25 protein-coding genes are annotated in these 26,389 nt (G+C 66.8%); 15 read left to right on the top strand and 10 right to left on the bottom strand.

From position 1 onward, the window contains the following. The first annotated feature begins 195 nt into the window (after window positions 1-195). Window positions 196-1,404 carry an MFS transporter gene (locus tag E5X34_RS29945; protein ID WP_292572450.1) on the top strand — a complete coding sequence of 403 codons (1,209 nt, stop codon included), beginning with the start codon at window positions 196-198 and terminating at the stop codon, window positions 1,402-1,404. Between the two features lie 59 nt (window positions 1,405-1,463). On the opposite strand, the gene E5X34_RS29950 is transcribed toward E5X34_RS29945, so the two are convergent. Beyond that, window positions 1,464-1,760, bottom strand: coding sequence for a DUF1330 domain-containing protein (locus E5X34_RS29950; RefSeq protein WP_292572453.1), 297 nt, complete (start codon window positions 1,758-1,760; stop codon window positions 1,464-1,466). Window positions 1,761-1,942: 182 nt separating this feature from the next. Beyond that, entirely contained in the window at window positions 1,943-4,237 is a 2,295-nt protein-coding gene (locus tag E5X34_RS29955) for a cation:proton antiporter (RefSeq protein WP_292572531.1), read from the bottom strand. A gap of 350 nt (window positions 4,238-4,587) precedes the next feature. On the opposite strand from E5X34_RS29955, the gene E5X34_RS29960 reads away from it, so the two are divergent. Together E5X34_RS29960 and E5X34_RS29965 are read left to right on the top strand one after the other, a co-directional pair. Continuing rightward, complete coding sequence (locus tag E5X34_RS29960) at window positions 4,588-4,794, top strand: hypothetical protein (RefSeq protein WP_126061490.1); 207 nt, start codon at window positions 4,588-4,590, stop codon at window positions 4,792-4,794. 117 nt (window positions 4,795-4,911) lie between these two features. Beyond that, window positions 4,912-5,697: a DUF2270 domain-containing protein gene (locus tag E5X34_RS29965; protein WP_292121844.1), complete on the top strand. Its 786-nt coding sequence runs from the start codon at window positions 4,912-4,914 to the stop codon at window positions 5,695-5,697. Window positions 5,698-5,837: 140 nt separating this feature from the next. Here E5X34_RS29965 and E5X34_RS29970 read toward each other — a convergent pair whose 3' ends face one another. After that, window positions 5,838-6,737 (bottom strand): VOC family protein, encoded by a 900-nt coding sequence (locus E5X34_RS29970; protein WP_292572456.1) that lies wholly within the window; start codon window positions 6,735-6,737, stop codon window positions 5,838-5,840. Window positions 6,738-6,890: 153 nt separating this feature from the next. Here E5X34_RS29970 and E5X34_RS29975 point away from each other — a divergent pair, with 153 nt between their 5' ends. After that, window positions 6,891-7,190, top strand: a complete 300-nt coding sequence (locus tag E5X34_RS29975; RefSeq protein ID WP_292572459.1) for a hypothetical protein — start codon at window positions 6,891-6,893, stop codon at window positions 7,188-7,190. Window positions 7,191-7,717: 527 nt separating this feature from the next. After that, window positions 7,718-9,802 (top strand): alpha/beta fold hydrolase, encoded by a 2,085-nt coding sequence (locus E5X34_RS29980; RefSeq protein WP_292572462.1) that lies wholly within the window; start codon window positions 7,718-7,720, stop codon window positions 9,800-9,802. A gap of 8 nt (window positions 9,803-9,810) precedes the next feature. On the opposite strand, the gene E5X34_RS29985 is transcribed toward E5X34_RS29980, so the two are convergent. Together E5X34_RS29985 and E5X34_RS29990 are read right to left on the bottom strand one after the other, a co-directional pair. Then, window positions 9,811-10,641: an aldo/keto reductase gene (locus E5X34_RS29985; RefSeq protein WP_292572465.1), complete on the bottom strand. Its 831-nt coding sequence runs from the start codon at window positions 10,639-10,641 to the stop codon at window positions 9,811-9,813. A gap of 191 nt (window positions 10,642-10,832) precedes the next feature. Then, on the bottom strand, window positions 10,833-11,429 hold the full coding sequence (locus E5X34_RS29990) for a TetR/AcrR family transcriptional regulator (RefSeq protein ID WP_292572534.1): 597 nt from the start codon (window positions 11,427-11,429) through the stop codon (window positions 10,833-10,835). 481 nt (window positions 11,430-11,910) lie between these two features. Between E5X34_RS29990 and E5X34_RS29995 the strand changes: the two genes are divergently transcribed. The 3 genes from E5X34_RS29995 to E5X34_RS30005 are packed head-to-tail and all read left to right on the top strand — an operon-like array spanning window position 11,911 to window position 15,682. Next, a complete protein-coding gene (locus tag E5X34_RS29995; RefSeq protein WP_292572469.1) occupies window positions 11,911-12,411 on the top strand; it encodes a (2Fe-2S)-binding protein in 501 nt (166 codons plus the stop codon). Continuing rightward, window positions 12,408-13,391, top strand: a complete 984-nt coding sequence (locus E5X34_RS30000) for a xanthine dehydrogenase family protein subunit M (RefSeq protein WP_292572472.1) — start codon at window positions 12,408-12,410, stop codon at window positions 13,389-13,391. Before E5X34_RS29995 ends, E5X34_RS30000 begins: the two co-directional genes overlap by 4 nt. Beyond that, on the top strand, window positions 13,388-15,682 hold the full coding sequence (locus E5X34_RS30005) for a xanthine dehydrogenase family protein molybdopterin-binding subunit (protein ID WP_292572475.1): 2,295 nt from the start codon (window positions 13,388-13,390) through the stop codon (window positions 15,680-15,682). Before E5X34_RS30000 ends, E5X34_RS30005 begins: the two co-directional genes overlap by 4 nt. A gap of 264 nt (window positions 15,683-15,946) precedes the next feature. Here the strand turns inward: E5X34_RS30005 and E5X34_RS30010 are convergent, their stop codons facing one another. Beyond that, the gene (locus tag E5X34_RS30010) at window positions 15,947-16,957 is read right to left on the bottom strand and encodes an NAD(P)-dependent alcohol dehydrogenase (RefSeq protein WP_292572478.1); all 1,011 of its coding nucleotides are present in this window, start codon (window positions 16,955-16,957) and stop codon (window positions 15,947-15,949) included. Window positions 16,958-17,056: 99 nt separating this feature from the next. Between E5X34_RS30010 and E5X34_RS30015 the strand changes: the two genes are divergently transcribed. From E5X34_RS30015 to E5X34_RS30025, 3 genes are all read left to right on the top strand, one after another. Next, entirely contained in the window at window positions 17,057-17,986 is a 930-nt protein-coding gene (locus E5X34_RS30015; RefSeq protein ID WP_292572481.1) for a LysR family transcriptional regulator, read from the top strand. A gap of 133 nt (window positions 17,987-18,119) precedes the next feature. Continuing rightward, the gene (locus E5X34_RS30020; protein ID WP_292572484.1) at window positions 18,120-18,503 is read left to right on the top strand and encodes a VOC family protein; all 384 of its coding nucleotides are present in this window, start codon (window positions 18,120-18,122) and stop codon (window positions 18,501-18,503) included. 68 nt (window positions 18,504-18,571) lie between these two features. Continuing rightward, the gene (locus E5X34_RS30025; protein WP_292572487.1) at window positions 18,572-19,057 is read left to right on the top strand and encodes a hypothetical protein; all 486 of its coding nucleotides are present in this window, start codon (window positions 18,572-18,574) and stop codon (window positions 19,055-19,057) included. Between the two features lie 21 nt (window positions 19,058-19,078). Here the strand turns inward: E5X34_RS30025 and E5X34_RS30030 are convergent, their stop codons facing one another. Continuing rightward, the gene (locus E5X34_RS30030) at window positions 19,079-21,004 is read right to left on the bottom strand and encodes a diguanylate cyclase (protein ID WP_292572489.1); all 1,926 of its coding nucleotides are present in this window, start codon (window positions 21,002-21,004) and stop codon (window positions 19,079-19,081) included. A gap of 253 nt (window positions 21,005-21,257) precedes the next feature. On the opposite strand from E5X34_RS30030, the gene E5X34_RS30035 reads away from it, so the two are divergent. After that, complete coding sequence (locus tag E5X34_RS30035; RefSeq protein WP_292572492.1) at window positions 21,258-21,479, top strand: hypothetical protein; 222 nt, start codon at window positions 21,258-21,260, stop codon at window positions 21,477-21,479. Window positions 21,480-21,564: 85 nt separating this feature from the next. Here the strand turns inward: E5X34_RS30035 and E5X34_RS30040 are convergent, their stop codons facing one another. Both E5X34_RS30040 and E5X34_RS30045 read right to left on the bottom strand, forming a co-directional pair. Continuing rightward, window positions 21,565-21,876 carry a hypothetical protein gene (locus E5X34_RS30040; RefSeq protein ID WP_292572495.1) on the bottom strand — a complete coding sequence of 104 codons (312 nt, stop codon included), beginning with the start codon at window positions 21,874-21,876 and terminating at the stop codon, window positions 21,565-21,567. A gap of 128 nt (window positions 21,877-22,004) precedes the next feature. Beyond that, a complete protein-coding gene (locus E5X34_RS30045; protein ID WP_292078997.1) occupies window positions 22,005-22,199 on the bottom strand; it encodes a hypothetical protein in 195 nt (64 codons plus the stop codon). Window positions 22,200-22,518: 319 nt separating this feature from the next. On the opposite strand from E5X34_RS30045, the gene E5X34_RS30050 reads away from it, so the two are divergent. Together E5X34_RS30050 and E5X34_RS30055 are read left to right on the top strand one after the other, a co-directional pair. After that, entirely contained in the window at window positions 22,519-22,917 is a 399-nt protein-coding gene (locus tag E5X34_RS30050) for a low affinity iron permease family protein (protein WP_292572498.1), read from the top strand. Window positions 22,918-23,086: 169 nt separating this feature from the next. Beyond that, entirely contained in the window at window positions 23,087-23,326 is a 240-nt protein-coding gene (locus E5X34_RS30055; RefSeq protein WP_292572501.1) for a hypothetical protein, read from the top strand. 449 nt (window positions 23,327-23,775) lie between these two features. Here the strand turns inward: E5X34_RS30055 and E5X34_RS30060 are convergent, their stop codons facing one another. Beyond that, window positions 23,776-25,203, bottom strand: a complete 1,428-nt coding sequence (locus E5X34_RS30060) for an MFS transporter (protein ID WP_292572503.1) — start codon at window positions 25,201-25,203, stop codon at window positions 23,776-23,778. 134 nt (window positions 25,204-25,337) lie between these two features. On the opposite strand from E5X34_RS30060, the gene E5X34_RS30065 reads away from it, so the two are divergent. Beyond that, window positions 25,338-26,246 (top strand): LysR family transcriptional regulator, encoded by a 909-nt coding sequence (locus E5X34_RS30065; protein ID WP_292572537.1) that lies wholly within the window; start codon window positions 25,338-25,340, stop codon window positions 26,244-26,246. The last annotated feature ends 143 nt before the right edge of the window (window positions 26,247-26,389 follow it).

Here is a 26,389-nt window from a genome sequence, read left to right on the forward strand (position 1 = left end):
GGACCTACCGAATCACCAACTCAGTTCCGTGCAAAGCCCTCACAAGGGGGGAGATAGGGCGCTAAACCAGATAAAAAATGCAACCGGATTTGTAGGATCGGCTCCCGCTCCGGCGTCCTTCGGACGCAAGCGGCCCGGTGGACTGGAAAAATCGTGCCGCATCAAACAGGATGCCTTACGGCATGGAGAAGAACCATGAACCATTCCTATCGTTGGGTCATCGTCGCGGCCGGCGCGCTGATGACCTGCGTGGCGCTCGGCGCCATGTTTTCGCTGGCGATCTTCCTGGAGCCGATGTCGCTCGACACCAACTGGTCGCGCACCGGCATTTCCAGCGCCATGACCTTGAACTTCCTCGTCATGGGCCTCGGCGGCTTCGCCTGGGGATCGATCTATGACCGGGTCGGCGCACGGCCGGTGGTGCTTGCGGGCGCCGTGCTGCTCGGCCTGTCGCTGGTGGTGGCAAGCCGCGCCAATTCGCTCCTCGTGTTCCAGCTCAGCTACGGCATCATCGTCGGGCTGGCGGCCAGCGCCTTCTTCGCGCCGATGATCGCGCTCACCACCGCCTGGTTCGACACCAACCGCAGCCTTGCCGTGTCGCTGGTTTCGGCCGGCATGGGCGTGGCGCCGATGACCATCTCGCCCTTCGCCCGCTGGCTGATCAGCGCCTATGACTGGCGCACCGCCATGTTCGATATCGGCGTCATGGCCTGGGTGCTGCTGTTGCCAGCCGTCCTGCTGGTGCGCCAGCCGCCTGTGGCGGCCGCGGCAAGGGACGGCGCGCCGGCGCCGGCCGCCGACGATCCCGGCATGAGCGTCGGCCAGGCGCTGCGCTCGCCGCAATTCATCGTGCTGGGCCTGACCTTCTTCGCCTGCTGCGCGGCGCATTCGGGCCCGATCTTCCACATGGTGAGCTATGCCATGTCCTGCGGCATCGCGCCGATGGCGGCGGTGTCGATCTACAGCGTCGAGGGCCTGGCCGGCCTTGGCGGACGCGTGCTCTACGGCGTGCTCGGCGACCGGCTGGGCGTCAAGCCGGTGCTGGTCGCCGGGCTCGCCATCCAGGGTCTGGTGATCGCCGCCTACCTCGCCGTTGGCCGGATCGAGCAGTTCTACCTCCTGGCCGTCATCTTCGGCGCCACCTATGGCGGCGTGATGCCGCTCTACGCGGTGCTGGCGCGCGAGTATTTCGGCCTGCGCATCATCGGCACGGTGCTTGGCGCGGCGACGCTGCTCTCCAGCCTCGGCATGTCGCTCGGGCCGCTTGCCGGCGGCATGATCTACGACGCCACCGCCAGCTACCACTGGCTGTTCATCGCCTCGGCGCTGATCGGCCTGGGCGCGGCCGGCATCGCCATTGCCTTTCCGCCGCAGCCAAGCCGGCAGAAGCTGCAGATGGCGTGAACGAGGCGCTGTAACTGCCAATCTCCCCTCACAAAAGGGGAGATTGCGCCTTACAGCGCTTACGCCGGCAATACTCCTTCGAGGGCAATGATGCGCGTGTGGGCGCAGCGGACGCGGATTTCCTTCAGGCGCGCGTATTCCGGCGAATCGTACCACGCGGTCAGCGCAGCCATGTCGGGAAACTCGATTATCACCAGACGGTGCGGCTCCCAGTCGCCCTCGAGCACTCGCGTCGTGCCGCCGCGCGCGAGATAATGCCCGCCATAGCGAGCCTCGGTTGCCGGCACCTCGCGCCGGTACTCGTCGAACATGGCCATGTCGGTGATATCGACGTCGGCAATCAGATAGGCGGCCATGCTTGTCCTCCTTCTCTTCGGCAAAGCGATTGAAGGCATTCATTTTATATTAGCTGCAACTCATATTGAAGTCGGGCGGCGCGATAAACTGGACGACGCCTTCACCATGACGCACCTTGCGATGAAGAAGCATGTGATCGGTGAGCCGGGCGCGCCCGAAATGTCTCAGTCGGCCAACGGCTTCACGCAGCGCCCGCGCCCGTGCGCACGGCCTCGCGCTCGCTCTCGTCGCGTTGCACCCGCTCGTCGGAGATCAGCACCACCGGGCACGGGCCGCGCCGCAGGACTGCCGTCGTCGTCTCGCCGAAGATGAGTTCCTCACCCTGCCGCCGCGCCACACCCATGACGATCAGCGACACGTTGCGGCCGGCCTGGCGGGCGATGGCGTCGGCGGCCGCGGCCCTGGAGCGGATCGCCGTCTCGATCTCGACGCCATAGCGGTCGGCGAGCGCAACGATATCCTTCAGCACCGCCTCGCGGCGGCGATGCGAGACGGTGTCGCGCGGCTCGTCGCGGCCGCCGCGCGCGACATAGAGCATCTTGACCGGCGCGCCGGTGACGGCGGCGATCGCCAGCGCCAGCTCGGCGCCGCGCCGGGCAACCGCCGTGCCGTTGACCGGCACCAGTATCCTGCCCGATCCGGGGCCGAGTTTCGGCATCTGGCGACCGGCGCTCGCCGGCTTCAGCACCAGGCAGAGCGGTCCGTCGAAGGCGCCGGCGACTTCGTTCAGGCGGTGCGAGAAGCCGCCCTTGGCGGTGACGGCGCGGCCGAGGCCGACAAGCAGCATGCCGTAGCCCTTGCGCGCCTCCTTGGCGACCGCCTCGGCCGAAAGCACTTCGTGCTGGCGGCGGGTGACCGGTGTTTCGCGCACCGGCTCCTCGTCGCCCTCCTTCGCGGCCTCGCGGCTGTCCTCGGCGCCCTTCTCGATCTCCTCCAGATGCAGGCCCTCGGTCGGCTCGGCATCGGTCTCGCCGCTCGAATGCAGCACCGTCGTCGGCTTGCCGGCGCCGATGACGCCGGCGAGATAGGCGGCGAAGCGGCCGACGACGCCCTCGTCGACCACGACCAGAAGCCGCTCCAGATTGGCGACGAAGCCGCGCTGATCGATCTCCTCGCGCTCCAGGCGCTTCTTCTCCTTCTCGCCGATGGGCAGGCGCCGCAGCGCCCAGCGCAAGGTCGGCGGCATCGCCAGCGTGGTGATGACGGCCATGGTGAGGATCATGGTGAAGAGGTTGTGCGAGAGCACGCCCATCGACAGGCCGATGGAGGCGACAATGACCTCGGTGGAACCGCGCGCATTCATGCCGCAGCCGACCGCGATGCCTTCGGCGCGGCTCATGCCGGCCACTTCCGCGCCGATGAAGGCGCCGCCGAACTTGCCGATCGAGGCGATCACCACCAGAGCCACGGTGAGCAGCGCCAGTTGCGGATCGACCAGCACGGTGAGATCGGCCGACAGGCCGGCGACGCCGAAGAACACCGGCATGAAAAGCGCCGTGATGATGCCTCGCAGCTGCCCTTCGATGTGGCGCGACAGGATCGGCGATTCACCCACCAATATGCCGGCGACGAAAGCGCCAAGAACGGTGTGGACGCCGATCAGGTCGGTGATCAGCGCCATCACCCCCATGATGGCGAGGATGACGGTGACCACCGCATATTCGGAGCGGAACGTGTCGTTGGTCCAGCGGATGGCGTCGAAGACGATGCGGCGGCCCAGCGTGAAGGAAAACACCATGAAGGCGGCGACGCCGAGGATGGTGAAGGCCAGGCTGGCGATCTCGATCCGCCCCTTCGTGGCGATGCCGATGGTGATGGCGACGACCACCCAGCCGATCGTGTCCTCGATGATGGCCGAGGAGACGATGATCTGGCCAAGGTCGCGGCGCATGAAGTTCATGTCGCGCACCACCATAGCGACGATCTTGACGGAGGAGATGGAGAGCGCCGTGCCGAGGAACAACCCGGCGACAATGCGCTCGCCGCCGGCGGCAAGCAGTGTCTCGGGCATGAACTGGGCGGCGATGAAACCGAGCGCGAAGGGCACGGCAACGCCGGCCGCCGAGATGGAAAAGCAGGCGCGGCCGACCCGGCGCACGAGCCTCAGATCCGTCTCCATGCCGGTGAGCAGAAGCAGCATCAGAACGCCGAGCTGGGCGATGGCGTTGATCATCGACTTCTGGGATGGATCGCCGGCGAAGATCAGCCGCTCGGCCGCCGGCCAGACCCAGCCGAGCAACGAAGGCCCGAGCAGGATGCCGCCGATCAATTGCCCCATCACCGCCGGCTGTCCCAGCGCTTCCAGCACCTCGCCGATGCCGCGGCCGACAACCAGGAGCAGGATCAGCTCGGCGACGAAAATGCCTTCCGAGGACATGCCGGTCTTCTCGGCGGCGAAGGTCGCGGCAGGCATCAAGGCAAGCGCCGCCACTGCAAGCGCGATCCAGACCGACAGCGACCGGCGCCCATTGAGCATGTTGGACAAGATGCCCCCTCATTTCCTCGCCTGTGCTTAACGGTCTGGCGCGGGGATCGGTTGCATGGCTGACGGCAGCGTCTCCTCGCCCCAAGAAATGGGGAGAGGTGGCTCGGCGAAGCCGAGACGGAGAGGGGGAGCGCCGGTTCGACCGGCAAAAGCACTTCGAAGAGGAGGGCTTCCGCTCTCCGAAGCTCCCTCTCCGTCCGCCTCGCGGGCACCTCTCCCCCGCATTGCGGGGGCGAGGAAACGCTCCCTACAATTCTAATCAAATGCCAGCGCCGATCTTTGCTTGCCGGTAAAGCGACTCGGCGATGGTCGCGCCAAGGCGGGGCAATAAGGAGAAGCTAATGAAAAGCGACTTTGCCGCCGCCCACCTGCACCTCGACCGGGCGTGCCATTACCTGCGTGGCGATGATGAAACGAGCCGCGCGGCGCTTCAGGCACTCGACCTTGTGATCGATGCGGTGGCGGCAGCCCAGCATGCCAGGCCGGTGGCCGACGTGCTGCCCTTTCCGCGGCGCGCGAATGGCGGCGTTCCGCCGCTTGCATCCTGACTTATCCGCCTGAAAAGGCGGGAACATTTTGGGCCGGCCACACGTTGTGCTATACGGGGTGTGGCCGGCCTGTTCTTAAGTCGGGATACGGCCGGCCATGGAGAGGCGCATGGCACGATGTCCCAGACGAAGGCCGCAAGGTCCACCGACGCGGCCCGAGCCGCGAAATCCATCGAGGCGAACGCGCCGGCAAGATCCACCGAAAAGGCAGCGCCGCCCCGCGCTTCCGACACGCTGGCGCTGAAGCTCAGCTCTCCCGAATTCACCACGACGCTGTCGCATTTCCACCGCGCCGAGATCGCGCGCATGGCCGGCTGGCGCGACCGGCTCGACCGTACCAGCAACTGGGCGATCACCGTGGTGGCGGCGATGCTGTCGGTGTCGCTGTCGACGCCCAGCGCGCATCACGGCGTGCTTTTGTTCGCGATGCTCCTGATCACGCTGCTTTTGTGGATCGAGGCGCGGCGCTACCGTTTCTTCGACGTCTACCGCGCCCGTGTGCGGCAGTTCGAGCGCTACTATTTCGCGCAGATCTTTTCGCCGCAGCCGGATTACGCTTCCAACTGGCTGGCCATCCTCGGCGAAGGCCTGCGCTCGCCGCGTTTCCTGATCACGCAGCGCGCGGCGCTGATACGCCGGCTGCGCCGCAACTACATCTTCATGTACACGATCCTTCTGCTTGCCTGGATCCTCAAGATCACCACGCCGAGCCTGTCACGCGAAGGCTCTCCGATCGGCTTCGGCGCCTCTCTGGTCGACACATTCCGGGTGGCGACGCTGGGACCCATCCCCGGCGTCGTCGTGGTAAGCGGGGTGGCCGTCTGCTATCTCGCGCTGCTCGCCGCCGCCTTCCTCATCCGCGCCGATGACGGTGAGCTGTCGGTTGGTGATGTGCATGTGTGAGGGGAACGAAGGAAGGGAGTAGGGGAGTAGGGGAGTAAGGCAGTAAGGCAGAAAGGCGGTAAGAAGATCAGATCACGTGAACGCTGCGACTTCTATTCCCCTATTCCCCTATTCCCCTATTCCCCTACTGCCCTGCTGCCCTACTCCCTCGCCCGGAACAGCCGCAATCGATTGCCCTCCGGATCGGCGGTCGAAATCGCGCCGCCTTCCCTTCTCGCCGGCGCATTGGCCGCTTCGAGCCTGCGCTGCACGGCGGCGAGTTCCTGCGCCGAGCCAAGCTCGATGGTGAAATGGTCGAGGCCGGCGGCATCGGGCGGCGGCTCGCGCAGCTCGCCGCGCGCCCAGATGTTGAAGGCGATCATATGCGCGCGGAGCTCGGTGCCGCAGTCGAACATACCGAAGGTCCGGGACTGGATATGCGGCCGGAAGCCGAGCACGCCGAGATAGAATTCCATTAGCGCCTCGGGCGCGCGGGCGCGCAAATGGATGTGGCCGATGAAGGCGTCCTGCGCCATCCTCGGCTCGACATGGCCGGAATTGCCGAGGTCGCGCAAAAGGCCCGACATGTCCAGCGGCTCCAGCCCGGAATGCGCGCTGCCGTCGACGGCGATCAGCGACACGCGGCCGTCGGGCGAGACCTCGCGGCGCAGCAGGCGTTCAGGCGTGTCGAAGCAGATCTCGATGCCGTTGCCGGACGGATCGGAGACGTAGAGCGATTCCGAAACGAGGTGGTCCTGGGCGCTGTATCGCAGCCCCGACGCCTTGAGGCGCGCGGCCGCATGCGCGAGGTCGCGGCGGGTGGTGACGTGGATGGCGACGTGGAAGAGATCGCGCGACTTCTGCGGCAGGGCGACTTCCGCGCCCGCATGGAGCACGATCAGCGTCCGGCCGCCGGCGCCGAGCTGCGCCAGGACGGCGTCCTCGCCGGCCAGCGCCAGTCCGAGCGTGTCGCGCCAGACGGTCAAGGCGGCCGGAATGTCGGTCACCTTGAGATGGACCGGCCCGAGACGCGTGGCCTGAGACAGCAATCCTTCGTCCATCGTCGTCTGCTCGATTGCGGTCGATGGATATATTAGCTCCGAATGATATTTATGTCTCGCGCCAAGTTCGGGTTGACCCCTCCCCGGCGGGCGGCGACTATCGCCCAAGCAGGCTATTTTCAGCAGCTCCGAACGAAGCAGGAGGAACCTCCCATGGACGACACCGACCACTGGCGCAACATGGCGAGCGCGCCGCGGGACGGCAGCCGCATCCTGGTGACGGTGCGCTCCTCCGAGCAGGGACCGGCCGAGGTCGACATGGCCTATTGGTCGCGCGCCGACCAATTCGGCGAGGAAGGCTGGCGGGCCTCGGACTCCTCGCCCGGCCGGGTGGTCGAATATGCCGAGCCGGAGCTCAGATGCTGGATGCCGCTGCCAAGCGCCGGGCGAGGCTCGATGCCCAACCCCTGGGAGGGCGAGGACGTGCCGCTGGTGGATGGCGAGGGGATTTGAGTTCGGCAGAAGGCCCTTGGCAAGGCCGGCGGGACGGCGCCCCTCCGTCCCTGCCAGTTCCGGCTTTCGCCAATCACCAGTGTCTGCCGGCCTTATTGAAGGCGGCCTCAAGGCTTGAGCGGGAAGGCAGAGCCTTGTTCGGCACGCCGAGAGGAGGCCGATCCGAGACGCGCCGCCGAGGCAAGGAGGCGACGCGTGAACGCTTGGAAGTCTGCGATGGGAGCACACGCCTGCCGATGCTCGCGCTGCCGCTCAAGGTAGCGGGCCAGCGCAATCTCATGCCGCAGTGACGCATTTGAGAAATGCCCGTCGCGCCGGTCGTCGTCATGCCATAGTGGCCATTCGCCTGGTTGCACGGCATCCTCCTCGGATCAATGTCCAGTGCGGACAATCTGCCGAAGATCCGTGAGAAAGGCGCAGGCACCGGCGTGATCGAATCGTGAAAAGCGCCGGCCGCATGAGATCGCGATTGAATTAGCGACCGCTAAGCGAAAGAATTGGCCCGATCACAGTCGGGGTGGCTTCCGATGACGGCGCCGCATCTTCACCTGCTGGGCGGTTTCGACTTTGCTGGCGTCGGGGTGAAGGCTCCCGCCTTCAGCCGCAAAGCGCGCGGCATGGTGGCCTATCTTGCGCTGCAGGCCGGCCAGGCGCAGTCGCGCGAGAAGCTGGCGGCGCTGCTCTGGAGCCTCAATGGCGAGGCCCAGGCGCGGATGAGCCTGAGGCAGGCGGTCTCTGCCGTCCGCAAGGCCATGAGCGTCACCGGCGGCGGCCGCTTCCTGACTGATGGCGCGAACATCGCCCTTCACCTCGACGATTTCGATTTCGACGTGGCGCGCTTCGAGGCGCTCGCGGCGAGTTCCGCACCCGAGGATCTCGAACGGGCCGTCGCGGTTTATCGCGGCGACCTGCTGGACGGGCTCGGCCTGCGGGAAGAGCCGTTCGAGGAATGGCTGCGGGTCGAGCGCGAGCGCCTGCGGGCGATCGTCGTGTCAGCGCTGGACAGGCTCATCAATCACCACATGGCTGCCGGTGATCCGGCTTTCTGCATAAGGGCCGCCTTGCGCCTGGTGGCGATGGAGCCGCTGCGCGAGGACGCCCATCGTGCCCTGATGCGAAGCTACGCGGCGCAAGGGCGTATCAATCTCGCGCTGAAGCAGTATGAGCTGTGCCGCGACGCGCTGCAGCGCGAGCTGCGGCTGATGCCGGAAGCCGAAACCCGGCACCTGCATGAGGAGCTGCGCGCCCGCCGCACCGCGCCTCCTGCCCGGCCCCCGGCTTCGAGCGCCGAACCCGACGCCGCGCGACCGCCCACCCGCTATGTCAAATCGTCTGGCGTCAACATCGCCTATCAGGTGACGGGCGATGGGCCGGTCGACCTGGTCTATGTGCCGGGCTGGGTCTCCAATCTCGACCTTGCCTGGGGATCGCCGCGCTTCGCGCATGTGCTGAAGCGGCTCGGCTCCTTCTCGCGACTGATCCGCATCGACAAGCGCGGCACCGGCCTCTCCGACCGCAATGTCGGCCTGCCGACGCTGGAGCAACGCATGGAAGACGTCCGCGCCGTGCTGGACGCGGTCGGTTCCAATCGCCCGGTGCTGTTCGGCAGCTCCGAAGGCGGACCGATGTGCATCCTGTTTGCCGCCACCTATCCGGAGCGCACCGCGGCCATGGTGCTCACTGGAGCTTATGCCAGGGGCACATGGTCGAAGGACTACCCCTGGGCCCGAACGGCCGATGAGGTGCAACAGGATATCGACACCGTCGAGCGGCAATGGGGCGAGCCGGCCGACATGCGCAACGCCGCGCCCAGCCTGATCGACAACATGGTCGAGCGCGAGTGGTTCGCCGCCTATCTCAGGAACTCGGCCTCGCCGGCGGACGCGATCGCGCTATGGCGCTGGGGCACCGAGATCGACGTGCGCGACGTTCTGCCGGCGATCCATGTCCCGACGCTGGTGCTGCAGAGAACCGGCGATCGGTGGGTGAAGCCGGAGGAAGGACGCTATTTGGCGGCGCATATCGAAGGCGCCAGATATGTCGAGCTTGCCGGTCGGGACCACGTGATCTGGGGCGAAGGCTGCGACGGCCTGATCGACGAGATCAAGGATTTCGTGACCGGTGCGCTGCCGGCGGCGCGGGTGGAAAGGGTGCTGATATCGGTGCTGGCGCTCGCCATCGGCGGCGCGGCCGACGACGCGAAAGCCTCGGAGCGGGCAGACATCGTTCGCGACGAATTGCTGCTAGGCGGCGGCACGGAAATCAGGCGCTCGCGCGGCAGGCTGCTCGCGGCGTTCCAGCGGCCGACGCGCTCGATTGAATGCGCGATGGCCATCGCCAATCGACTGAAGCCATGCGGCCTAGAGGTGCGCGCGGCGATTCACATCGGCGAGTGCGAGACGCGCGGCGGGGATTTTTCCGGCATCGCCATCGAGGTCACGTCGCGGCTCCTGGATCATGCCCGGCCGGGCCAGATCATCGCATCGCGAACGATGCGCGACCTGGTCGTCGGCTCCGGCCTGGCCTTCCAGGAACAAGGCGAGATGAAAGCAAGCGGCCTGCCGGGCGCGGTCCAGTTTTTTGCCGTCACCGGCGCAGCGCCAGGCCCCTGACCTTCGTTTCAGAACAAAAACGCCGCCGTCGCCGGATCAGGTCCGGTGCGGCCGTCGGCGGAATCCAGACCACGGATGGTCTGCATGTCGTCGGCGTCGAGCTCGAAATCGAAGACATCGAAATTGCCGGCGATGCGCTCCTGGTGGATCGACTTCGGGATGACGATCAGCCCTTCCTGCAAATGCCAGCGGATGATCACCTGCGCCACCGACTTGCCGTGCTTCTTCGCCAGCTTCTCCAGCGTCGGGTCGGACAGCAGCCGGCCGCTGCCCAGCGGGCTCCAGCTCTCGATATGGATGTTGTGTTTCTTGTGGAAATCGCGCTTGTCGCGCTGCTGGAAGCGCGGATGCAGCTCGATCTGGTTGACGACGGGCGTCACGCCGGTCTCGCCGATGATGCGCTCCAGATGGTCCTGGTTGAAGTTGGAGACGCCGACCGAATTGATGCGACCGGCCTGCTTTAGCTCGACCAGCGTCTTCCAGGCCTCGACATATTTGTTTTGGGCAGGCACCGGCCAATGGATCAGGAAAAGGTCGATCTGGTCGATGCCGAGTTTTTGCATCGTGTCGTCGAAGGCGCGCAATGCCGCGTCGCGCTGATGCGCGCCGTTGCGCAGCTTGGAGGTGATGAAGAGCTCGTTCCTCGGCACGCCCGCCGCGCGGATCGCCTCGCCGACGCCTTCCTCGTTGCGGTAGCCCTCGGCGGTGTCGATGAGACGATAGCCGGCCTCGATCCCCCAGCGCACGACCTTTGCGGTGATGTCGGGATCGACCTGCCACACGCCGAGCCCGATCTGCGGGATGGTCGAGCCGTCATTGAGTTTGAGCTGTTCGGGCATGGGAGATTCCTTTTGGGAGAGGAGGGCGGTGTACGGGACAGGTGGTGCCGACTATTTAGGCCGCGGGTTGAGGAATGCCAGTCGCATAGAGAAGATGGCGCGACGCCGAAGCTGCCAATCTCCGCCCTCGTGGGGGAGATCAGCAGTTCCCGCGCCGGCTCGCCTCCAATATGGATGGCAGCTTCAGCGCTTCACCCCTTCGCCCCGAAACGCAAGCCATCCATCAAGAGCTTCACCAGCCGTCCTGAGCGCTCGCGCCAGTCCGGCGTGTTCGGGGCGGAGTAGATGCCGCCGAGCGCATGCATGACATCGGAAGAGTCGACGTCGGCGCGGATCTTCCCTGAGGCGGCTGCGGCCTGGACCAGGCTTCGCATAGCGCTGGAGACGCGGCCGGACGTGTCGGAGAACAGCGTCGAATTGGTGGTGAGCAGCAGCCGCAGGCTGGTGGCCAGGCCGCGCTTGGTGGCGATGTAGTCGACGAAGCGCTGCATCCAGAGCTCCAGCGCGACATCGGCCGGATGCTCGCGGGCAAGGTCCTCGGCGGCGTGGCAGAGGCCTTCCACCTCGCGGCGGTAGACCACCTCGACCAGATGCTCGCGCGTCGGGAAATGGCGGTAGAGCGTGCCGATGCCGACCCCTGCCCGCTTGGCGATCTCCTCCAGCGAGGCGTCGACGCCGTCGCTGGCAAACATCTGCGCCGCCACTTCGACCAGCCTGTCGCGGTTGCGCTGCGCATCGGCGCGCAGCGGCTTTGGCGCCGGCGCATCGCGCGTCGCTTCAGCGGTCATTTCGGGCTCGGGCACTTTTTTCTCCACCAACGCAATATGGGGGGTTGAACCATGACTGGCCAGACCCCAGCTAAATAAACGGAGGCACCTCCGCTTTAGTGGAGTGCTTTTATCATATAACCAGGGGAAGCGTTATGTCACCAGATCATGGACGGAAAGCTTCGCCTGATCGCTGGAGTGAGGGGCATTCTTCGACGCCTGTGGTTGGCAAACCCGCTCGCGAGTTCGTCATCCTAGGGCGAAGCAAGGAGCGAAGCGACGCGGCGCAGACCCTAGGATCCATGCCATACCCTGCGAGCGCGGCTACGGTGCAGAATTCTGGCCCGCCGCGCCCTTCGGCAAAGGTCACGGCATGGATCCTCGGGTCAAGCTCGAGGATGACGAACGCGAAGGTCGCCTCCCCTAAACTCACCCTTGCCCCTCACCCCTCAAGCCCCATTTCCATCCGCTCAAGCGTCCAGCAATCGGAGCCCGACGCCCCATGAATGACCAAGTCACCATCAGTCCCACCACGCTTTCCATCCATCTCGCCATCAACGGCCGCGACCATGCGCTGGAGATCGAGCCGCGCGTGACGCTCCTCGACGCGCTGCGCGACCGCCTCCACCTCACCGGCACCAAGAAAGGCTGCGACCAGGGCCAGTGCGGCGCCTGCACCGTCCATGTCGACGGCGAGCGCGTGCTCGCCTGCCTGACGCTCGCCGCCCAGGTCGAAGGCCGCGAGATCACGACCATCGAAGGCCTGGCCGACCAGGACGGCACGCTCAACGCCGTGCAGGCCGCCTTCCTCGAACAGGACGCCTTCCAGTGCGGCTATTGCACGCCCGGACAGATCATGTCGGCGGTGGCCTGCATTCGCGAGGGCCATGCCGGTTCCGACGAGGAAATCCGCGAATACATGGCCGGCAATCTTTGCCGCTGCGGCGCCTATCCGAACATCGTCGCCGCCGTCCGCCAGGCCGCACGGGAGCTGCGCTCATGAGAGATTTTTCCTACTTCCGCGCCGACAATATCGAGGCCGCCCGTAATGCGGCCGCCCTGCCCGGCGCGATGCTGCTTGCCGGCGGCACGACGCTGATCGATCTCGCCAAATGCGGCGTCGCCGAACCTTCGACCGTGATCGACATCAGCCATATCAAGGGGCTCAACGCCATCGACGTGACCGCCGACCGCGCCGTCATCGGCGCGCTGGCCAGGATGAGCCATGTCGCCGACGACCCGCAAGTGAAGAACCTCTTCCCGGCGGTGTCGGAAGCGCTGTGGCAGGCGGCGTCGGCGCAACTGCGCAACATGGCGACCGTCGGCGGCAATCTGATGCAGCGCACGCGCTGCCCCTATTTCCGCGACCCGCAGAACTTCCCGGCCTGCAACAAGCGCGCGCCGGGCAGCGGCTGCTCGGCGATCGGCGGCGTGACGCGCGGCCATGCCGTGCTTGGCGTGAGCGAAGCCTGCATCGCCACCTATCCAGGGGATCTCGCGGTGGCGCTCGTCGCCTTCGACGCCGAGGTCGATCTCGGCGAGCGCAAGCTCAAGGTCGAGGATTTCTTCCTTGCGCCGGGCGCCACCGCCGAGCAGGAGCACGACATCCGCCCCGGCGAGGTGATCACGGCCATCGAAATCCCCGGCTCGGCCGCCGCCAGGCGCTCGACCTACATCAAGGTGCGCGACCGTCAGTCCTATGAATTCGCCGCGGCCAGCGCCGCCGTCGGGCTGGAGCTCGAAAGCGACGGCCGTACCGTGCGTGACATACGCGTGGCGCTCGGCGGCGTCGCCACGAAGCCGTGGCGCGTGCGCGCCGTCGAGGACGCGCTTAAGGGCAAGGCGCTTTCCGAAGAACTCGTCCGCAAGGCGAGCGAACTCGCCATGGAGGGCGCCGTCGACCATGGCGCCAACCACTACAAGATCGCATTGGCGCCGCGCGTCATCGCGCGCGCCATCCTCGAATTAGGAGAGACGGCATGACCGTTCATGACATGAAGCACGCCGCGTCCGACAGCGCCCGCCTCGAAGCGGTCGGCGGGCGCCTGTCGCGCGTCGACGGCCCGGCCAAGATCACCGGCGCGGCGAAATATGCCTTCGAGCAGCAGCTCGAAGGGCTGACGCATGCCGTGCTGGTCGGCGCGACCATCGCCGCCGGCAAGGTCTCGGCCATCGACAGCCGCGCGGCCGAGACCGCGCCCGGCGTGCTCGCCGTGCTGACGCCCGACACGATCATGGAACTGAAGGGCGCTTCCGACTGGCTGGGCAACCCGCCGTCGCAGCCGACCTACAACCCCCTCGCCCGCGAGGTCACCTATTCCGGCCAGCATATCGCGGCGGTGGTGGCCGAGACCTTCGAGCAGGCGGTCGCAGCCGCGGCGCTGGTCAAGGTCTGGTATGACGAGACGCCGGCCATCGTCGATCTCAGCGACGGCAAGGCCGGCGACGGCATCCCGATCGACGCCATGACCAAGGAATGGGGCGACGCGCAGGCCGCCTTCGCCGCAGCCCCAGTGCGCATCTGCGCGGCCTACAACACGCCGCGCGAATTCCAGGCGGCGATGGAGCCGCATGGGCTGATCGCACGCTGGGAAGGCGACGAGCTGACCATCTGGGAGCCGAGCCAATGGCTCGACGGGATGGCGCGCACTTACGCCGAGTGGTTCGGCGTGCCGTTCGAGAACGTGCGGCTGGTTTCGCCCTATATCGGCGGCGGTTTCGGGTCGAAGGCGCTGGCGCTGGCGCACAGCGCGGTGGCGGCGGCCGCCGCCAAGATGCTGGGGCGGCCGGTGAAGCTGGTGCTCAACCGCCCGCAGAATTTCACCTCCTATGGCGGCCGCGCCGCGACGCGGCAAACGGTGGCGATCGGCGCCGACAAGAACGGCAGGATCCAGTCGATCGTGCATCGCGGCGTCAACGAAACCGCGGTCGACGGCATGTGGGTCGAGCCGCTCGGCTCGGTCACCTCGATCATGTATGCCACGCCGAATTTCTCCTCGAGGCAGAATGTGGTGCGGGTCAACACGGTGGTGCCTGGCGCAAAACGCGCGCCGGGCGAGAACCCGAGCGCCTTCGGCATCGAATGCGCCATCGACGAGCTCGCCCATGAGCTTGGGCTGGATCCGCTGGAGATGCGGCTGATCAACTATGCCGAACAGGATCCGCACGCGAAGAAGGCGTGGTCGACGCGCCAGTTGCGCGAAGCCTTTGCCGCCGGCGCCGAAGCCTTCGGCTGGGCGAAGCGCTCGGCGGCGCCGCGCTCGATGCGCGACGGCCATCAGCTCATCGGCTGGGGCATGGCCGCCGGCACCTATCCGGTGCGGCGCGCGCATGGCGAGGCGGTGGTGAAGATCCTTGCCGACGGTTCGGTCGTGGTCGAAAGCTCCTCCATCGACATGGGCCAGGGCACCTACACGATCCTGGCGCAGACGGCGGCCGAGACGCTCGGCGTGGCGGTGGAACGCGTGTCGGTGAAGCTCGGGGATTCCCATTTCGCCCGCGCGGGCGTCACCGGCGGCTCGCGTCTGGCCGGCGTCATGACCGGCGCCGTCTACAAGGCGGCCGGCCAGGCGCTGGACGAGCTCATCGGCCTGGCGCTGTCCGATCCGCGCTCGCCGTTCCAGAAGCTGCAGGCGAACACGCTGCAAGTTCGGGACGGCCGTATCGCCTCGCCGCGCGGCGAAGGGCCGGAGCTGTCGGTCGCCGAGTTCATGGCTGCTGTCGGCCGCGAGCAGATCGAGGCCAAGGGCGATACGCTGCCGGCCAGCACGACAGCGGAGGAGCGCTACGCGAACTACACGACCATCGCCAAATCGATCCCGCACACCGAGGGCGACTATTCGCGCCATTCCTGGTGCGCGCATTTCGTCGAGGTGCGGGTAGATGAGGACTTCGGCACGGTGCGCGTGTCGCGCGTGGTGTCGGCGCTGGATTCGGGCCGGCTCTACAATCCGAAGCTGGCGGAAAGCCAGTGGAAGGGCGGCATCATCATGGGCATTGGCCAGGCGCTGCTCGAAGAAGGCATCGTCGACCGCCGCCACGGCCGCATCGTCAACGGCAATTTCGCCGACTACATGCTGCCGACCAATGCCGACATTCCCGACATCCAGACCATCTCGGTCGGCATCCCCGACCCGCACTCCTCCGCGCTCGGCGGCAAGGGCGTGGGAGAACTGGCGATCGTGGGCATCGCGCCGGCGATCGCGAACGCGGTGTTCCACGCGACGGGGAAGCGGGTGCGGGATCTGCCGATCACGCTGGAGAAGTTGATCTGAGGTCCCGAGATCAAGGTTCCTCGCCCCCATGAAATGGGGGAGAGGTGGCTCGGCGAAGCCGAGACGGAGAGGGGGAGCGCCCTACGAGGCCCCCCTCTCCGTCCGCTTCGCGGACACCTCTTCCCCGCCTTGGCGGGGGCGAGGAACCCAAGCCTTGAAAGCGTCGGCGGGACAGTGCCCCCCTCTGTCCTGCCGGACATCTCCCCCACAAGGAGGGAGATCGGCTGTCGCCACGGCTTCCGCCAATTCCCGACGATGCCCTTCCTACCAATCCAGCCCGAACACCAATTTGCCGAAATGCAGGCCGCCGGCCGCCATGTGGGTATAGGCCTCGGTCGCCTCATTTTGCGAGAACACCTTGTCGACGACCGGCTCGATCCGGGCGGCGCCGATGGCGCGGGCGGCGTCCTTGAGGTCGGACACCGATCCGGTGTTGTTGCCCACCACCTTCAGCGCCTTGATGATGATCGGCAGCAGGTTGACCGTCGCCTCGGCGCCGGTGACGAAGCCGATGGTGAACAGCGTGCCGCCGGGCGCGGTGGCGTTGACCGCGCGGGCGAAGGTGGCGGCGCCACCGGTCTCGACGACGAGGTCGGCGCCGAGGCCGTCGGTCAGCCCCAGCACCGTGCCGTCCCAGTCCGGCGTCGAGCGGTAGTTGATCAGGTGATCGGCGCCGAGCGCCTTGGCGCGCTCCAGCTTCTCATCGGAAGACGAGGTGATGATCACGGTGGCGCCGGCCGCCTTGGCAAGCTGCAGCGTGAAGATCGAGACGCCGCCGGTGCCGAGCAGCACGACGACGGAGCCCGGTCCGACATCGGCGACGCGGAGCGCGTTCCAAGCGGTGGTGCCGGCGATGGGCAGCGTGGAGGCCGCCTCGAAGGAGAGATGCGCCGGCACCGGCACGACCGAATTGGCGGGGAGCGCAACATATTCGGCGAGCGATCCGGGCAGCGAGATGCCGCGCATCTGCCTCATCTCGTAGGGCCGCGGCCGGCCGCCGATCCATCGCGGCTTGGCATGGGCGACGACGCGGTCGCCAACGGCCAACGTGGTCACGCCCTCGCCGAGCGCAACGATCTCGCCGGCGCCGTCGGCGACGGGTATGAGCGGAAAGACCGGTCCAGGATAGTTGCCGCTCGCCACGGCGACGTCGACGAAATTCAGGCTCGCCGCCCGCTGGCGGATCAGCACTTCGCCGCGCTGCGGTTCGGGCGTGGCGACGCTGGCGGCGCGGAAGGCGTCGAGCCTGGGCTGGGTGAGTTCGATGGTTTTCATGGCTTCACTCCGTGGGGTCGATTGATCGGGGTTGAGTGAACCTATCTGCTGCGCTATGCCTCGATAATTGTCGGCTTTTGCATTTGAGTATTGCAAGCCATGCAGCAATCAGTCGAACCCGCCGCCCTTGCCGAAATGGCCGCCTTCGCGGCCGTTGCCGAGGCGCGCTCCTTCACGCGGGCGGCGGCGTCGGTCGGGCGCGACGCCACCATCCTGTCGCGCCGGCTGCAATCGCTGGAAGAGCGGCTGGGGGTGCGGCTGCTGCACCGCACGACGCGCAGCGTGTCGCTGACCGAGGCGGGCGCGGAATTCCTGGTGCGCGTGCGCGCCATCCTGGCTTCTGTCGACGAGGCCGAGGCCGCCGCCTCCGCCCATGCCGGCGGCCGGCCGCGCGGGCTGCTCAGGCTGGCGCTGCCCGGCACGTTCGGGCGCATGTGGATAGCCCCGTTCCTGCCCCAGTTCCTCGCCGAGTTCCCGGAATTGCGCATCGAAGCCGAATTCTCCAACCGTTTCGCCGATCTCGTCGCCGAGAATTTCGACGTTGCCGTCCGGCTGGGCAGCCTCGAGGATTCACGCCTGGTGGCGCGCAAGGTGGCGACGCGGCGCCGGCTTCTCTGCGCCGCCCCGTCCTACCTCGCCCGAAGGGGCAGGCCGGAAACGCCGCAGGCGCTCCTTCAGCATTCCTGCCTCGGCTTCACCGGCTTCCAGACCTTTCCGGTCTGGGAGATGACCGACCGCGAGGGCCGGCGCGTGCGCGTCGAGGTTTCCGGGCCGCTCACCAGCGACGACGCCGAGGTGCTGGTCGAGGCCGCCGTGCAAGGCGTCGGCCTGATGATGAGCACGGACTGGCTGGTCGGGCGCGAGATTGCCGACGGCAGACTGGTGCCGATCCTGGAGGACTGGACGCTGGCCGACGAGGGCGCGGTCTATGTCGTCACGCCCTCAGCCAAGGGCCAGGCCGCCAAGACCCGCGCCTTCGCCGACTGGATTGGCAAGCGATTTTCGCCCGAGCCGCCCTGGCGGCGGTGAGCAGGCAACTTCGAGATGTCGGCGGAAAACCTGAGCGGGTGATCAAGGCATTCAGGGAACTATGAGCAAAAAATTGGCAGCCTGGCGACATGCCGGCTAAACTGTTCACCCGCTCACGCAAGAGGCAAGGCTCATGTCCACGACTGTAAATGTCCGCTACATGGTCAACGATGTCGAAGAGGCCCTCACCTGGTACACGAAACATCTGGGCTTCACTCAGCTTTCGAACCAGGCGCCGGCCTTCGCGGATGTCTCGAAGGGAGCGCTTCGGCTGCTCCTCAGCGGTCCGACCAGTTCGGCGGGCAGGCCGATGCCCGATGGCGAGCGGCCGGGCCCAGGGGGCTGGAACCGCATCCACCTGATCGTCGAGGATATCGCGGCGGAGGTCGCCCGGCTGCGGGCGGCGGGCGTCAGCTTCCGCAATGACATCGTGACCGGGCCGGGCGGCTCGCAAATCCTGCTTGTCGATCCTTCCGGCAATCTGGTGGAATTGTTCCAGCCGGCCAAGGCCCGGTGACCTCAACTCGTCTCGCCCGTTCTCGCCAATCCCTGTATGATCCACCGCATCACGAGGGGGGAGCGATCATGAAACGCGGGCTGGCAACACTCATCCTGGCACTTTTCACCACCCTCCCCGCCCAGGCCGCGTCCTGCTCGTGGTCGGCCAGGATGGAAGAGGACGAGGGCGGCAGCGTGATGATGGCCTCGGTCTGCGGCGGGCCGAAGGGCGACGCGCATCTGATGCTCGCCTGTTTCGGCAAGCCGGTGCTGAGCTACGATCTCGGTGCCGCGGGCGGACAGCTGGAGCCCGGCATCAGCGGCTCCTTCACCTTCAAGGCCGGCGACAAGAGCCTGACGAAGAAGCTCGAGCTGGAGGCGATGTACAACTACTTCACCACCGAGCTCTCCGGCCCCGCCGACCCGCTGCTTTCGCTGCTGCGCGGCAAGGGCAACGTGACGGTGAGCGCCGACAAGTATGGCGCGGCGACGTTTCCGCTGAAGGGCTCGGGCGCTGCGATTGGCAAGGTGCTGGCCGAGTGCGGCAAGGGTTCGGGCGGCGAGGCCGATTGACGCCTGTTCCGCCGCGCTTGATCACGCCTTGCGCGGAAGCGGAATGGGCTGGAAGCCGACGTCCGGCTCGGCCAGCCGCGTGGCGTCGCGCCCGCTTGCCTTGGCGGCGTAGAGCGCCTTGTCCGCCTGGAGAAGCAGGCTCGTCGGATTGTGGCGAGCGGCGGGGCCGCTGATGGCGATGCCGACGCTGATGGTGACGATCTTGCGCTCGCTGCGGTCATGTTTCAGCGCCCGCTCGCGCACCGCGGCGCGCAGATCGTCGGCAACGCGGATCGCGCCGGCGGCCGAAGCCTCCGACAGGATGACCGCAAACTCCTCGCCGCCATAACGCGCCACGAAATCGGCCGAGCGCGTGCGCTGGCGCAGGCAATCGGCGATCTGACGCAGGCACTCGTCTCCGGCGAGGTGACCGTAACGGTCGTTATAGGCCTTGAAGGAGTCGACATCGATCAAGAGCAGCGCGAATTCCCGGTCGGATTGGCTCGCATCCGCAACGACGCCGGCCAGCTTCTGATCGAAGGCGCGACGGTTGCCGACGCCAAGCAGCGGATCGGTGTTGGCAAGCTGCGCCAGCTGGTTGCTGAGCGTGGTCAGTTCTCCCTCGGTGCTCTTGATCTCGGTAATGTCGGAGACGACCACAAGCGCCAGGCCTGCCTCTGTTGGCCTTGTCCGCAACATCAGCCAGCGGCCGTCGAAAAGCTTGATCTGCTGCTCGCCCGGCGTGCGCAGCGCGCCGACCACATTGTCTATCCACTCCCGTTCGTGACCCTTGGGAATTCCCACCTGCTCTCCGGTCACCGTCACGGCTTCGAGGATGTCGCGCAGTCTTGTGCCGGGAACGCGCAGGTCGCCGGTGAGCGGAAAGAAATCCCGGTATCGCTCATTGCAGAAGATCAGCATTCCTTCGGCATTGAACATGGCCAATCCGTCCGACATTTCCGACAACGCGTAAGAAAGCTGGTTCTTGGCTTCAAGCAATGCCTGTTCGAGCTGCTTGTGCGCCGTGACGTCGCGCGTGACGCCGACGAGCCCGATGATGTTGCCCTCGACATCGCGCACGGGCGTCTTCGAGGTGGAGAACCAACGGAGATTGCCCTTCGCATTGGGGACCTGCTCCTCGAAATCGGCCATCCCCTCGCCCGTTTCCAGCATTCGCTGCTCGAGCTCAAAGAGGGTCTGGGCGCGCGCAGGGTCCGCTATGTCGAAGTCGGTCTTGCCCGTCATCTGGACTGGATGCTCGTAGCCATGGAAGGCGGCGACGGACTGGTTCACGGCGACGAACTGGCCGCGCGTGTTTTTGACGTAGTAGAAGTCCGGCGCCTGGGCGACCGCGGCGCGCAGCAGATCGCGCTCCTTGGTGACAAGCTGCGTGTGCAGCACGACGAGGCCGGCCACGGCGGTTGCCGCCATATTGAGCGCGATGAGCGGCAGCACAAGGCGCGCGTCGATAACGGGGGCGGCCGTCTGCGGCAGGATCGAGATCGGCGCCAGTCCGGACAGGCCAACGCAGACCGCAAACGCCAGCACTTGCCAGGCGCGCGTCTGGCGACGCCCGATGATGCGGTTGGCAAGAACGCCGGCGGCGAACGCCACCGCAATGCCGACCAGTCCGGCAGTGAGGCCTTGGCCGCCGATGGCGATGCGATATCCCAGCGGAAAGGCGGCGGCCACCAATGCGCCGGGCAGGCCGGCGAACAGGCCGGCCGTCGCAACCAGCGACGTCCTGAGATCCAGCAGGACGCCCGGCCGAATCTCGACGGTCAACAGCATGGAGGCCATCGCGCCCCAGCCCATGATGCAGCCGAAGACAAGCAGCCTGAATTTTTGCGAGCGTCCCTCAAGCCAGGGCTGCACGTAGTTCCAGCCGGAAACGAACAGCGCCACCGCAGCCAGATTTGCCGTAAGGTGTTGCCACATGACGCCGATACCGACCTCCGATCGGGTCATTAAAAGCACCTGAAAAGTTGTTTCCGGGTTAAGGCCGCCACGCAAGGCGGTTCCCGGTCGCGCGCCATGGCGAATCCCTCGGCTTCGCACCATATGACTCCCTGCCGGCGTCGATTGTCCTCGCGACAAGCGTGATCGATCCCAGACATGCCGGCCAGGCGGTCCATCCAGGGCCGCCGACGCTCCTCGCGAGGCCCGTTGCGGCATCGCGCGACCCCAAAAGGCCGCGACAAGGAGCTATTTCGAAGCGCGCGTGATCCTGGGTTCCGCGGAAGCGGAAGTCGCGGCGAAGTTCGTGGAGGCGGCCACCACCTATGCCGACCATCCGGCCGCACTTCAGCTGCGCGCCATGAACATCATCTACGAGACGACCAAGGAACGCGGCGCCACCATCCTGATCCCGACCGGGCTGGTGGACAGCCTCAACCCAGCGGCGGCGCTGGTTCAGGCCGGCGTGCTGAAAAGCGCGGCGTAGTCAGTCGCCAGGCCATGAGAACTCGGTCCGGCTCGCCCGCCATGGGGCATGAGCCGGACCAGATTTTTCAACGATAGATGGAAACTCAGTAGTCGGATCCGCTCTCGACGACGACCGGACGGTGGTGGTGCCGGTGGCCGATCGAACCCGTGACGACCACCGTGTCGTCGCGGCGGTGATGGCGGTGACGCCAGCCGCGCTCGCCATTGTCATAAAAGGCGACCGTGCCGTGGCGGCGGTGGTGAAGACGGTGGCCCTCGTCGTTGATGACGACCGCCGGGCGGTGGTGATAATAATGCCTGTGATGCGTCCTGATGACGACATCGGCCTCGGCCGCGGAAGCGACGGCGGGTGCGGCGACACAGAGCGCCAGGGCAGCAAGAAGCACTGTTTTCATTGCTCTATTCCTAATTCCTGAATTCATCCCTTCGCCGGATAAACCGACGCCCGCCGCTTTGGTTCCCGCCCGGGTTGCGTCGCGGCGCGGGACCGCGGCAGGCGCAAACGCACAGCCGGCGGCAAGGCTCAGCTTTCGCGCCGGCGCCGCAGCGCCATATAGCGCAGGTAGGTCGCGGCGGCGGCGTCGCAGGCGCGGCGACCGGGGCCGTTGGCCTCGATCATCGTCTTGGCGAGCCGCGGCGGCAGGCCGTATTTGCTGGCGAAGAACGCCGGCTCGTAGGGTTGGTCGTCCACATCGTCTGTCGGTCTATCAAGATTCATGTCTGCTCCCTATCGACGGCGCGCGGAAATCGGCGCGCGTGCCAATGCGAAACCTTGACTTTGGTTGCCGCGCCCGGCCCTCTTCTCGCGCCCGTCCGACCTCAGTCCGACATCCCTTTGCGACCGTCGCCGGATCGGGGGAACGAAAGCCTTCCAGTCTCGTTTGCCCGCGTGGAATTCGCGGCATGGCGCCCGCCAACAGGAGCAACGAACATGGACGATCGCAACAGTGTTCTGGAGGCGCGCTGGCTGCTGGCGGTGCCGGCATCGGTGCTGCTCACCGTGCTGGTAGCGGGCATGCTGCTCGGATAGGCGGCCGATGAACCGCCTGCTCTTCCGCATCGCCGATTTCCTGTCGCGGCCGCCCGGCTTCTACGCGATGCTTGCCGCCATGGTCGCCTGCACGCTGCTGGTGCCGTTCGGGCTTACAAATGTGGTGACCTATGCCCTGTCGGTGGCGGCCATCATCATCACCGGGGTGGTCCTCATCCAGGGCTACCGGGACACCGCCGCCATCCACGCCAAGCTCGACGAGATCGTCATTGCGCTGAAGCAGACGCGCAACGACGTGGTCGGGCTCGAACATGCCGAACCGCATGAGATCAAGTCCAAGCTGATGGAGCTGGAGATCGAGGCCGGGCGCCTCGCGGCGTCAGAGGCGTTGAACGGCGCAAGAGATGAGGCCGGCGCCACAGTGGGTGGGGGTTCGTTGGGGTAGCTGAGGCACCGGCCGAAGGCGGAATGGGCACCGCCGCCAGGCAAAGATAGGCCTCTCAGGCGGCGGCGAAATTACGCGATCGCGGAAGCGTCTCCAACCCAAAAGCCCTCCCGACGCGGCGGTATCGCGGCGGAACAAATGCTGGCCATGGCCGTTCTTGGGGATGCTCATGTTCGCCCCTCTCGATATGCACGGCGAAGCGCGCGCCGATCTCCACCGGGCCGCAAGGCTGTCGATGCTGCATGAGCGCGTGGTGAAGCGCTTCGAGAAGGTCGACCATTCGGCTGATGCCGTCGAGACGGCCGCAGACGCTTTCGTCGAGGCCACCCATCAGCCGACCATCATGGCCGATCCATCCAGGTCGGTCGGGAGGTCACAGATGACGCCCGGCTGGACACTCGGGCTGTGAGTTCCCGAGAGGCCGCATGAAATGATCAGTGGGGCCGCGCGTTGCGCGCCCTGATTATATCGCGCCTTCTCAACTCGGCATATACCGCCTCGCGGTCCCCACGGTATCGCCCCAGCAATCTCATCGCCTCGTCGCGCTCCAGACGCCCGAGTTTCATCATAAAGCGAAGTTCACGCTCAGGAATCAGAGGCTGAGCTTCCTGCCGCCGCCACCATGTTTCATTCATCGCTTCGGCCTCCCGCCACGCCCACTCGACAGTCCGGCGAAAGCGCTACCCCGCCCTGCCCGGGGAGACGTTATAGACCATCCATGCGTTGGCCTGAGTGAGACTGCGCACACTTCTCAGTTCTGACATTTGCATTTGTTAACGGAGTCTCCCTTTCCTTCCCGCGGGGCATATCGCCTCGCGTCCGCATCCTTGTGTCACAGCGCAGGATGGGCTCCGGAGATCAGGCTCTGCAGCGCTCCCTCCGACCGCTGGCAAACGCAATCGCCACCGCGACCACGACCAACCCCGCAGCCACTGCAAAGGTCATTGCCATCCCATGCGCGACGGCCGCCGGGGCCGCCGCCGCGATATCTCTCGTCCCCACGGCGAAGGCGAACACCGCCCCCATCACCGCCGTGCCGGTGACGAGGCCGAGATTGCGCGAGAGGCTGAGCATGCCCGACACCACGCCGCGCTCGCTTCTGTCGACATCGGCCATGACGGCGGTGTTGTTGGCGGCCTGGAACAGTTGGTAGCCCGGCGTCAGCACGGCGATCGCCGCCGCGTAGCCGGCAACGCCGAAGAGGCTCGGGAGCGCTGTGAGCGCGGCGCAGCCGGTGACCATCAGGGCAAGGCCGGCGATAACCATCGCGGTGGCCCCGAGCCGGTCCACGATACGCCCGGCAATGACGCCGCAGACCGCCGAGACCACGGGGCCGATCGACAGCACGGCCCCGGTCGCCGCTTCGCTCAGGCCCAGCGCCCGCGACAGGAAGAACGGACCGACGACCAGCGTGGCCATCATCACCGTCGAGACCAGCGCATTCATGGCGAGGCTCGGCGCCAGTACCCTGTCGCGCAGGAGCGCGAGCTTGACCAGGGGCGACGCCACCTTGGCTTCGGCGAGGACGAACAGCGCCGCGCCGGCCGCGGCCGCGCCGAGCAGCGCCGCGTTGAGGCCGCCGAAATGGCCGCGCCCTATGGTCATGGCCAGCGCATAGGCGCCGAGCGTGGCGGCGAGCAGCAGCGTGCCGGGTACATCGAAGCGGGCCTTCGCGCCCGCCGCCTGGCGCGGGATGCTTGCCGCTGGAAGGAAGCGCCAGGCGGCGAGCAGCGCGGCGCCCCCCAGCGCGGCGTTGACCAGGAAGATCGAGCGCCAGCCGAGAGCGGCGATCAGCACGCCGCCGAGCGAGGGGCCGAGCGCCGTGCCGATCGCCGACATGGTGCCGAGCAGGCCCATGGCGCTGCCGGTGCGTTCCCTCGGCACCGTCTCGCCGACGACGGCTATCGTCAGCGCCATCATTACGGCCGCGCCCAGCCCCTGCACGGCGCGCGCGGCGATCAGCAGCGCCAGCGACGGCGCAAGTGCTGCGGCAAACGAGGCGGCGCTGAATAGCGCCAGGCCAGCGATCAGCAGCAGCCGGCGGCCGACGAGATCGCCGAGGCGCCCGACGCTGACGATCAGCGCGGTGATGGCGAGCAGATAGGCAAGCACCACCCATTGCACCGCCGGAAAGGACGCGGCGAAGACCACGCTCAGCGTCGGCAGCGCGACATTGGCGATGCTGGTGGCGAGCGAGGAGACCAGCATGGCCAGAGACAGGCTGGCCAGCGCGCCCGCCGTCGATTGGGTTGCGGGCGCGGCGCGGGTCTCGGCAATATCGGCCATGATGTCTTCTCCGTCGGGTGAAATGCGCCGGGAAGATAGGCGTCCAGCCGATATAGCGGAACGCGCAGCATTTGCACTTGATCAGTGCACGAAACGCCATGTCATTGAGCGACAACCATGCTACGGTTGCGCTTATGTCGCGACCCGATCTCAACCTGCTCGTCACGCTGGATGTGCTGCTTGCCGAAGGCAGCGTCGCCAGGGCAGCGCGGCGGCTGAAGCTCAGTCCTTCGGCGATGAGCCGGGCGCTGGCGAGGCTGCGCGAGGCGACCGGCGATCCGCTTCTGGTGCGCGCCGGGCGAGGCCTCGTGCCGACGCCGCGCGCCATCGCGCTAGGCGCGGAGGTCGGCCGGCTGGTCAAGGAGGCGCAAGCGATGCTGCGGCCTGCCGAGCGGCTCGACCTCGCACGGCTCAACCGCAGCTTCACGCTGCGCAACAGCGACGGCTTCGTCGAGAATTTCGGCCCGGCGCTGCTGGCCCGCGCGGCTGAGGAAGCGCCGGGCGTGCAATTGCGCTTCGTGCCCAAGCCCGACAAGGACAGCGGCCCGATGCGCGAGGGAGCGGTCGACCTGGAGACCGGCGTGATCGGCACCACGACCGGGCCGGAGGTGCGCAGCCAGACGCTGTTCCGCGACCGCTTCGTCGGCGTCGCGCGGGCCGGCCATCCTTTAAGCGAAGGCCGCATGACCGCCGCCCGCTTCGCGGCCGGCCGCCACATATTGATCTCGCGGCGCGGGCTCGATCGCGGCCCGGTGGACGACGCGCTGGAGCTCGCCGGACTGATGCGGACGATCGCGACCGTCGTCGGCGGCTTCGCCGAGGCGCTGGCGCTGGCGCGCGGCTCGGACCTCATCGCCACGGTGCCGGAGCGCTATACGGGCACGCTGCGCGAGGGCCTGTTCACCTTCACGCTGCCGGTCAGGCTTGCCCCGCTGACGATCTCGCTGTTGTGGCATCCGAGGCTAGACGCCGATCCGGCGCATCGCTGGCTGCGGGAGCTGGTAAAGGAGGTGTGTGGCGGGGTGCGTAGTCCCGGCCCCTGAGCGGGATTGACGCGGCGAGGTACCAACCATGCGCTGCCGGGAACTTCTTTAACGTTAGCCTTTACTAACGTATAATACACGCAAGAAAAATCGGACCATGCATGGAACCCGTCGCATGGTCAGCGCGTTGCCGGGCGCTTTTG

Origin of the sequence: Mesorhizobium sp. (assembly GCF_004963255.1) — a bacterium.
Classification (GTDB): Bacteria; Pseudomonadota; Alphaproteobacteria; order Rhizobiales; family Rhizobiaceae; genus Mesorhizobium.

Coding starts and splice junctions, on each gene's coding strand:
- E5X34_RS29965 (WP_292121844.1), top strand. CDS start 4,912: ATGTCCCAGACGAAGGCCGCAAGGTCCACCGACGCGGCCCGAGCCGCG.
- E5X34_RS30060 (WP_292572503.1), bottom strand. CDS start 25,203: ATGGCCGATATTGCCGAGACCCGCGCCGCGCCCGCAACCCAATCGACG.
- E5X34_RS29950 (WP_292572453.1), bottom strand. CDS start 1,760: ATGGCCGCCTATCTGATTGCCGACGTCGATATCACCGACATGGCCATG.
- E5X34_RS30000 (WP_292572472.1), top strand. CDS start 12,408: ATGAGAGATTTTTCCTACTTCCGCGCCGACAATATCGAGGCCGCCCGT.
- E5X34_RS29975 (WP_292572459.1), top strand. CDS start 6,891: ATGGACGACACCGACCACTGGCGCAACATGGCGAGCGCGCCGCGGGAC.
- E5X34_RS29980 (WP_292572462.1), top strand. CDS start 7,718: ATGACGGCGCCGCATCTTCACCTGCTGGGCGGTTTCGACTTTGCTGGC.
- E5X34_RS30055 (WP_292572501.1), top strand. CDS start 23,087: ATGTTCGCCCCTCTCGATATGCACGGCGAAGCGCGCGCCGATCTCCAC.
- E5X34_RS30045 (WP_292078997.1), bottom strand. CDS start 22,199: ATGAATCTTGATAGACCGACAGACGATGTGGACGACCAACCCTACGAG.
- E5X34_RS30015 (WP_292572481.1), top strand. CDS start 17,057: ATGCAGCAATCAGTCGAACCCGCCGCCCTTGCCGAAATGGCCGCCTTC.
- E5X34_RS29955 (WP_292572531.1), bottom strand. CDS start 4,237: ATGCTCAATGGGCGCCGGTCGCTGTCGGTCTGGATCGCGCTTGCAGTG.
- E5X34_RS30010 (WP_292572478.1), bottom strand. CDS start 16,957: ATGAAAACCATCGAACTCACCCAGCCCAGGCTCGACGCCTTCCGCGCC.
- E5X34_RS29995 (WP_292572469.1), top strand. CDS start 11,911: ATGAATGACCAAGTCACCATCAGTCCCACCACGCTTTCCATCCATCTC.
- E5X34_RS29970 (WP_292572456.1), bottom strand. CDS start 6,737: ATGGACGAAGGATTGCTGTCTCAGGCCACGCGTCTCGGGCCGGTCCAT.
- E5X34_RS29985 (WP_292572465.1), bottom strand. CDS start 10,641: ATGCCCGAACAGCTCAAACTCAATGACGGCTCGACCATCCCGCAGATC.
- E5X34_RS30050 (WP_292572498.1), top strand. CDS start 22,519: ATGAACCGCCTGCTCTTCCGCATCGCCGATTTCCTGTCGCGGCCGCCC.
- E5X34_RS30040 (WP_292572495.1), bottom strand. CDS start 21,876: ATGAAAACAGTGCTTCTTGCTGCCCTGGCGCTCTGTGTCGCCGCACCC.
- E5X34_RS30030 (WP_292572489.1), bottom strand. CDS start 21,004: ATGACCCGATCGGAGGTCGGTATCGGCGTCATGTGGCAACACCTTACG.
- E5X34_RS30025 (WP_292572487.1), top strand. CDS start 18,572: ATGAAACGCGGGCTGGCAACACTCATCCTGGCACTTTTCACCACCCTC.
- E5X34_RS30020 (WP_292572484.1), top strand. CDS start 18,120: ATGTCCACGACTGTAAATGTCCGCTACATGGTCAACGATGTCGAAGAG.
- E5X34_RS29945 (WP_292572450.1), top strand. CDS start 196: ATGAACCATTCCTATCGTTGGGTCATCGTCGCGGCCGGCGCGCTGATG.
- E5X34_RS29990 (WP_292572534.1), bottom strand. CDS start 11,429: ATGACCGCTGAAGCGACGCGCGATGCGCCGGCGCCAAAGCCGCTGCGC.
- E5X34_RS29960 (WP_126061490.1), top strand. CDS start 4,588: ATGAAAAGCGACTTTGCCGCCGCCCACCTGCACCTCGACCGGGCGTGC.
- E5X34_RS30005 (WP_292572475.1), top strand. CDS start 13,388: ATGACCGTTCATGACATGAAGCACGCCGCGTCCGACAGCGCCCGCCTC.
- E5X34_RS30065 (WP_292572537.1), top strand. CDS start 25,338: ATGTCGCGACCCGATCTCAACCTGCTCGTCACGCTGGATGTGCTGCTT.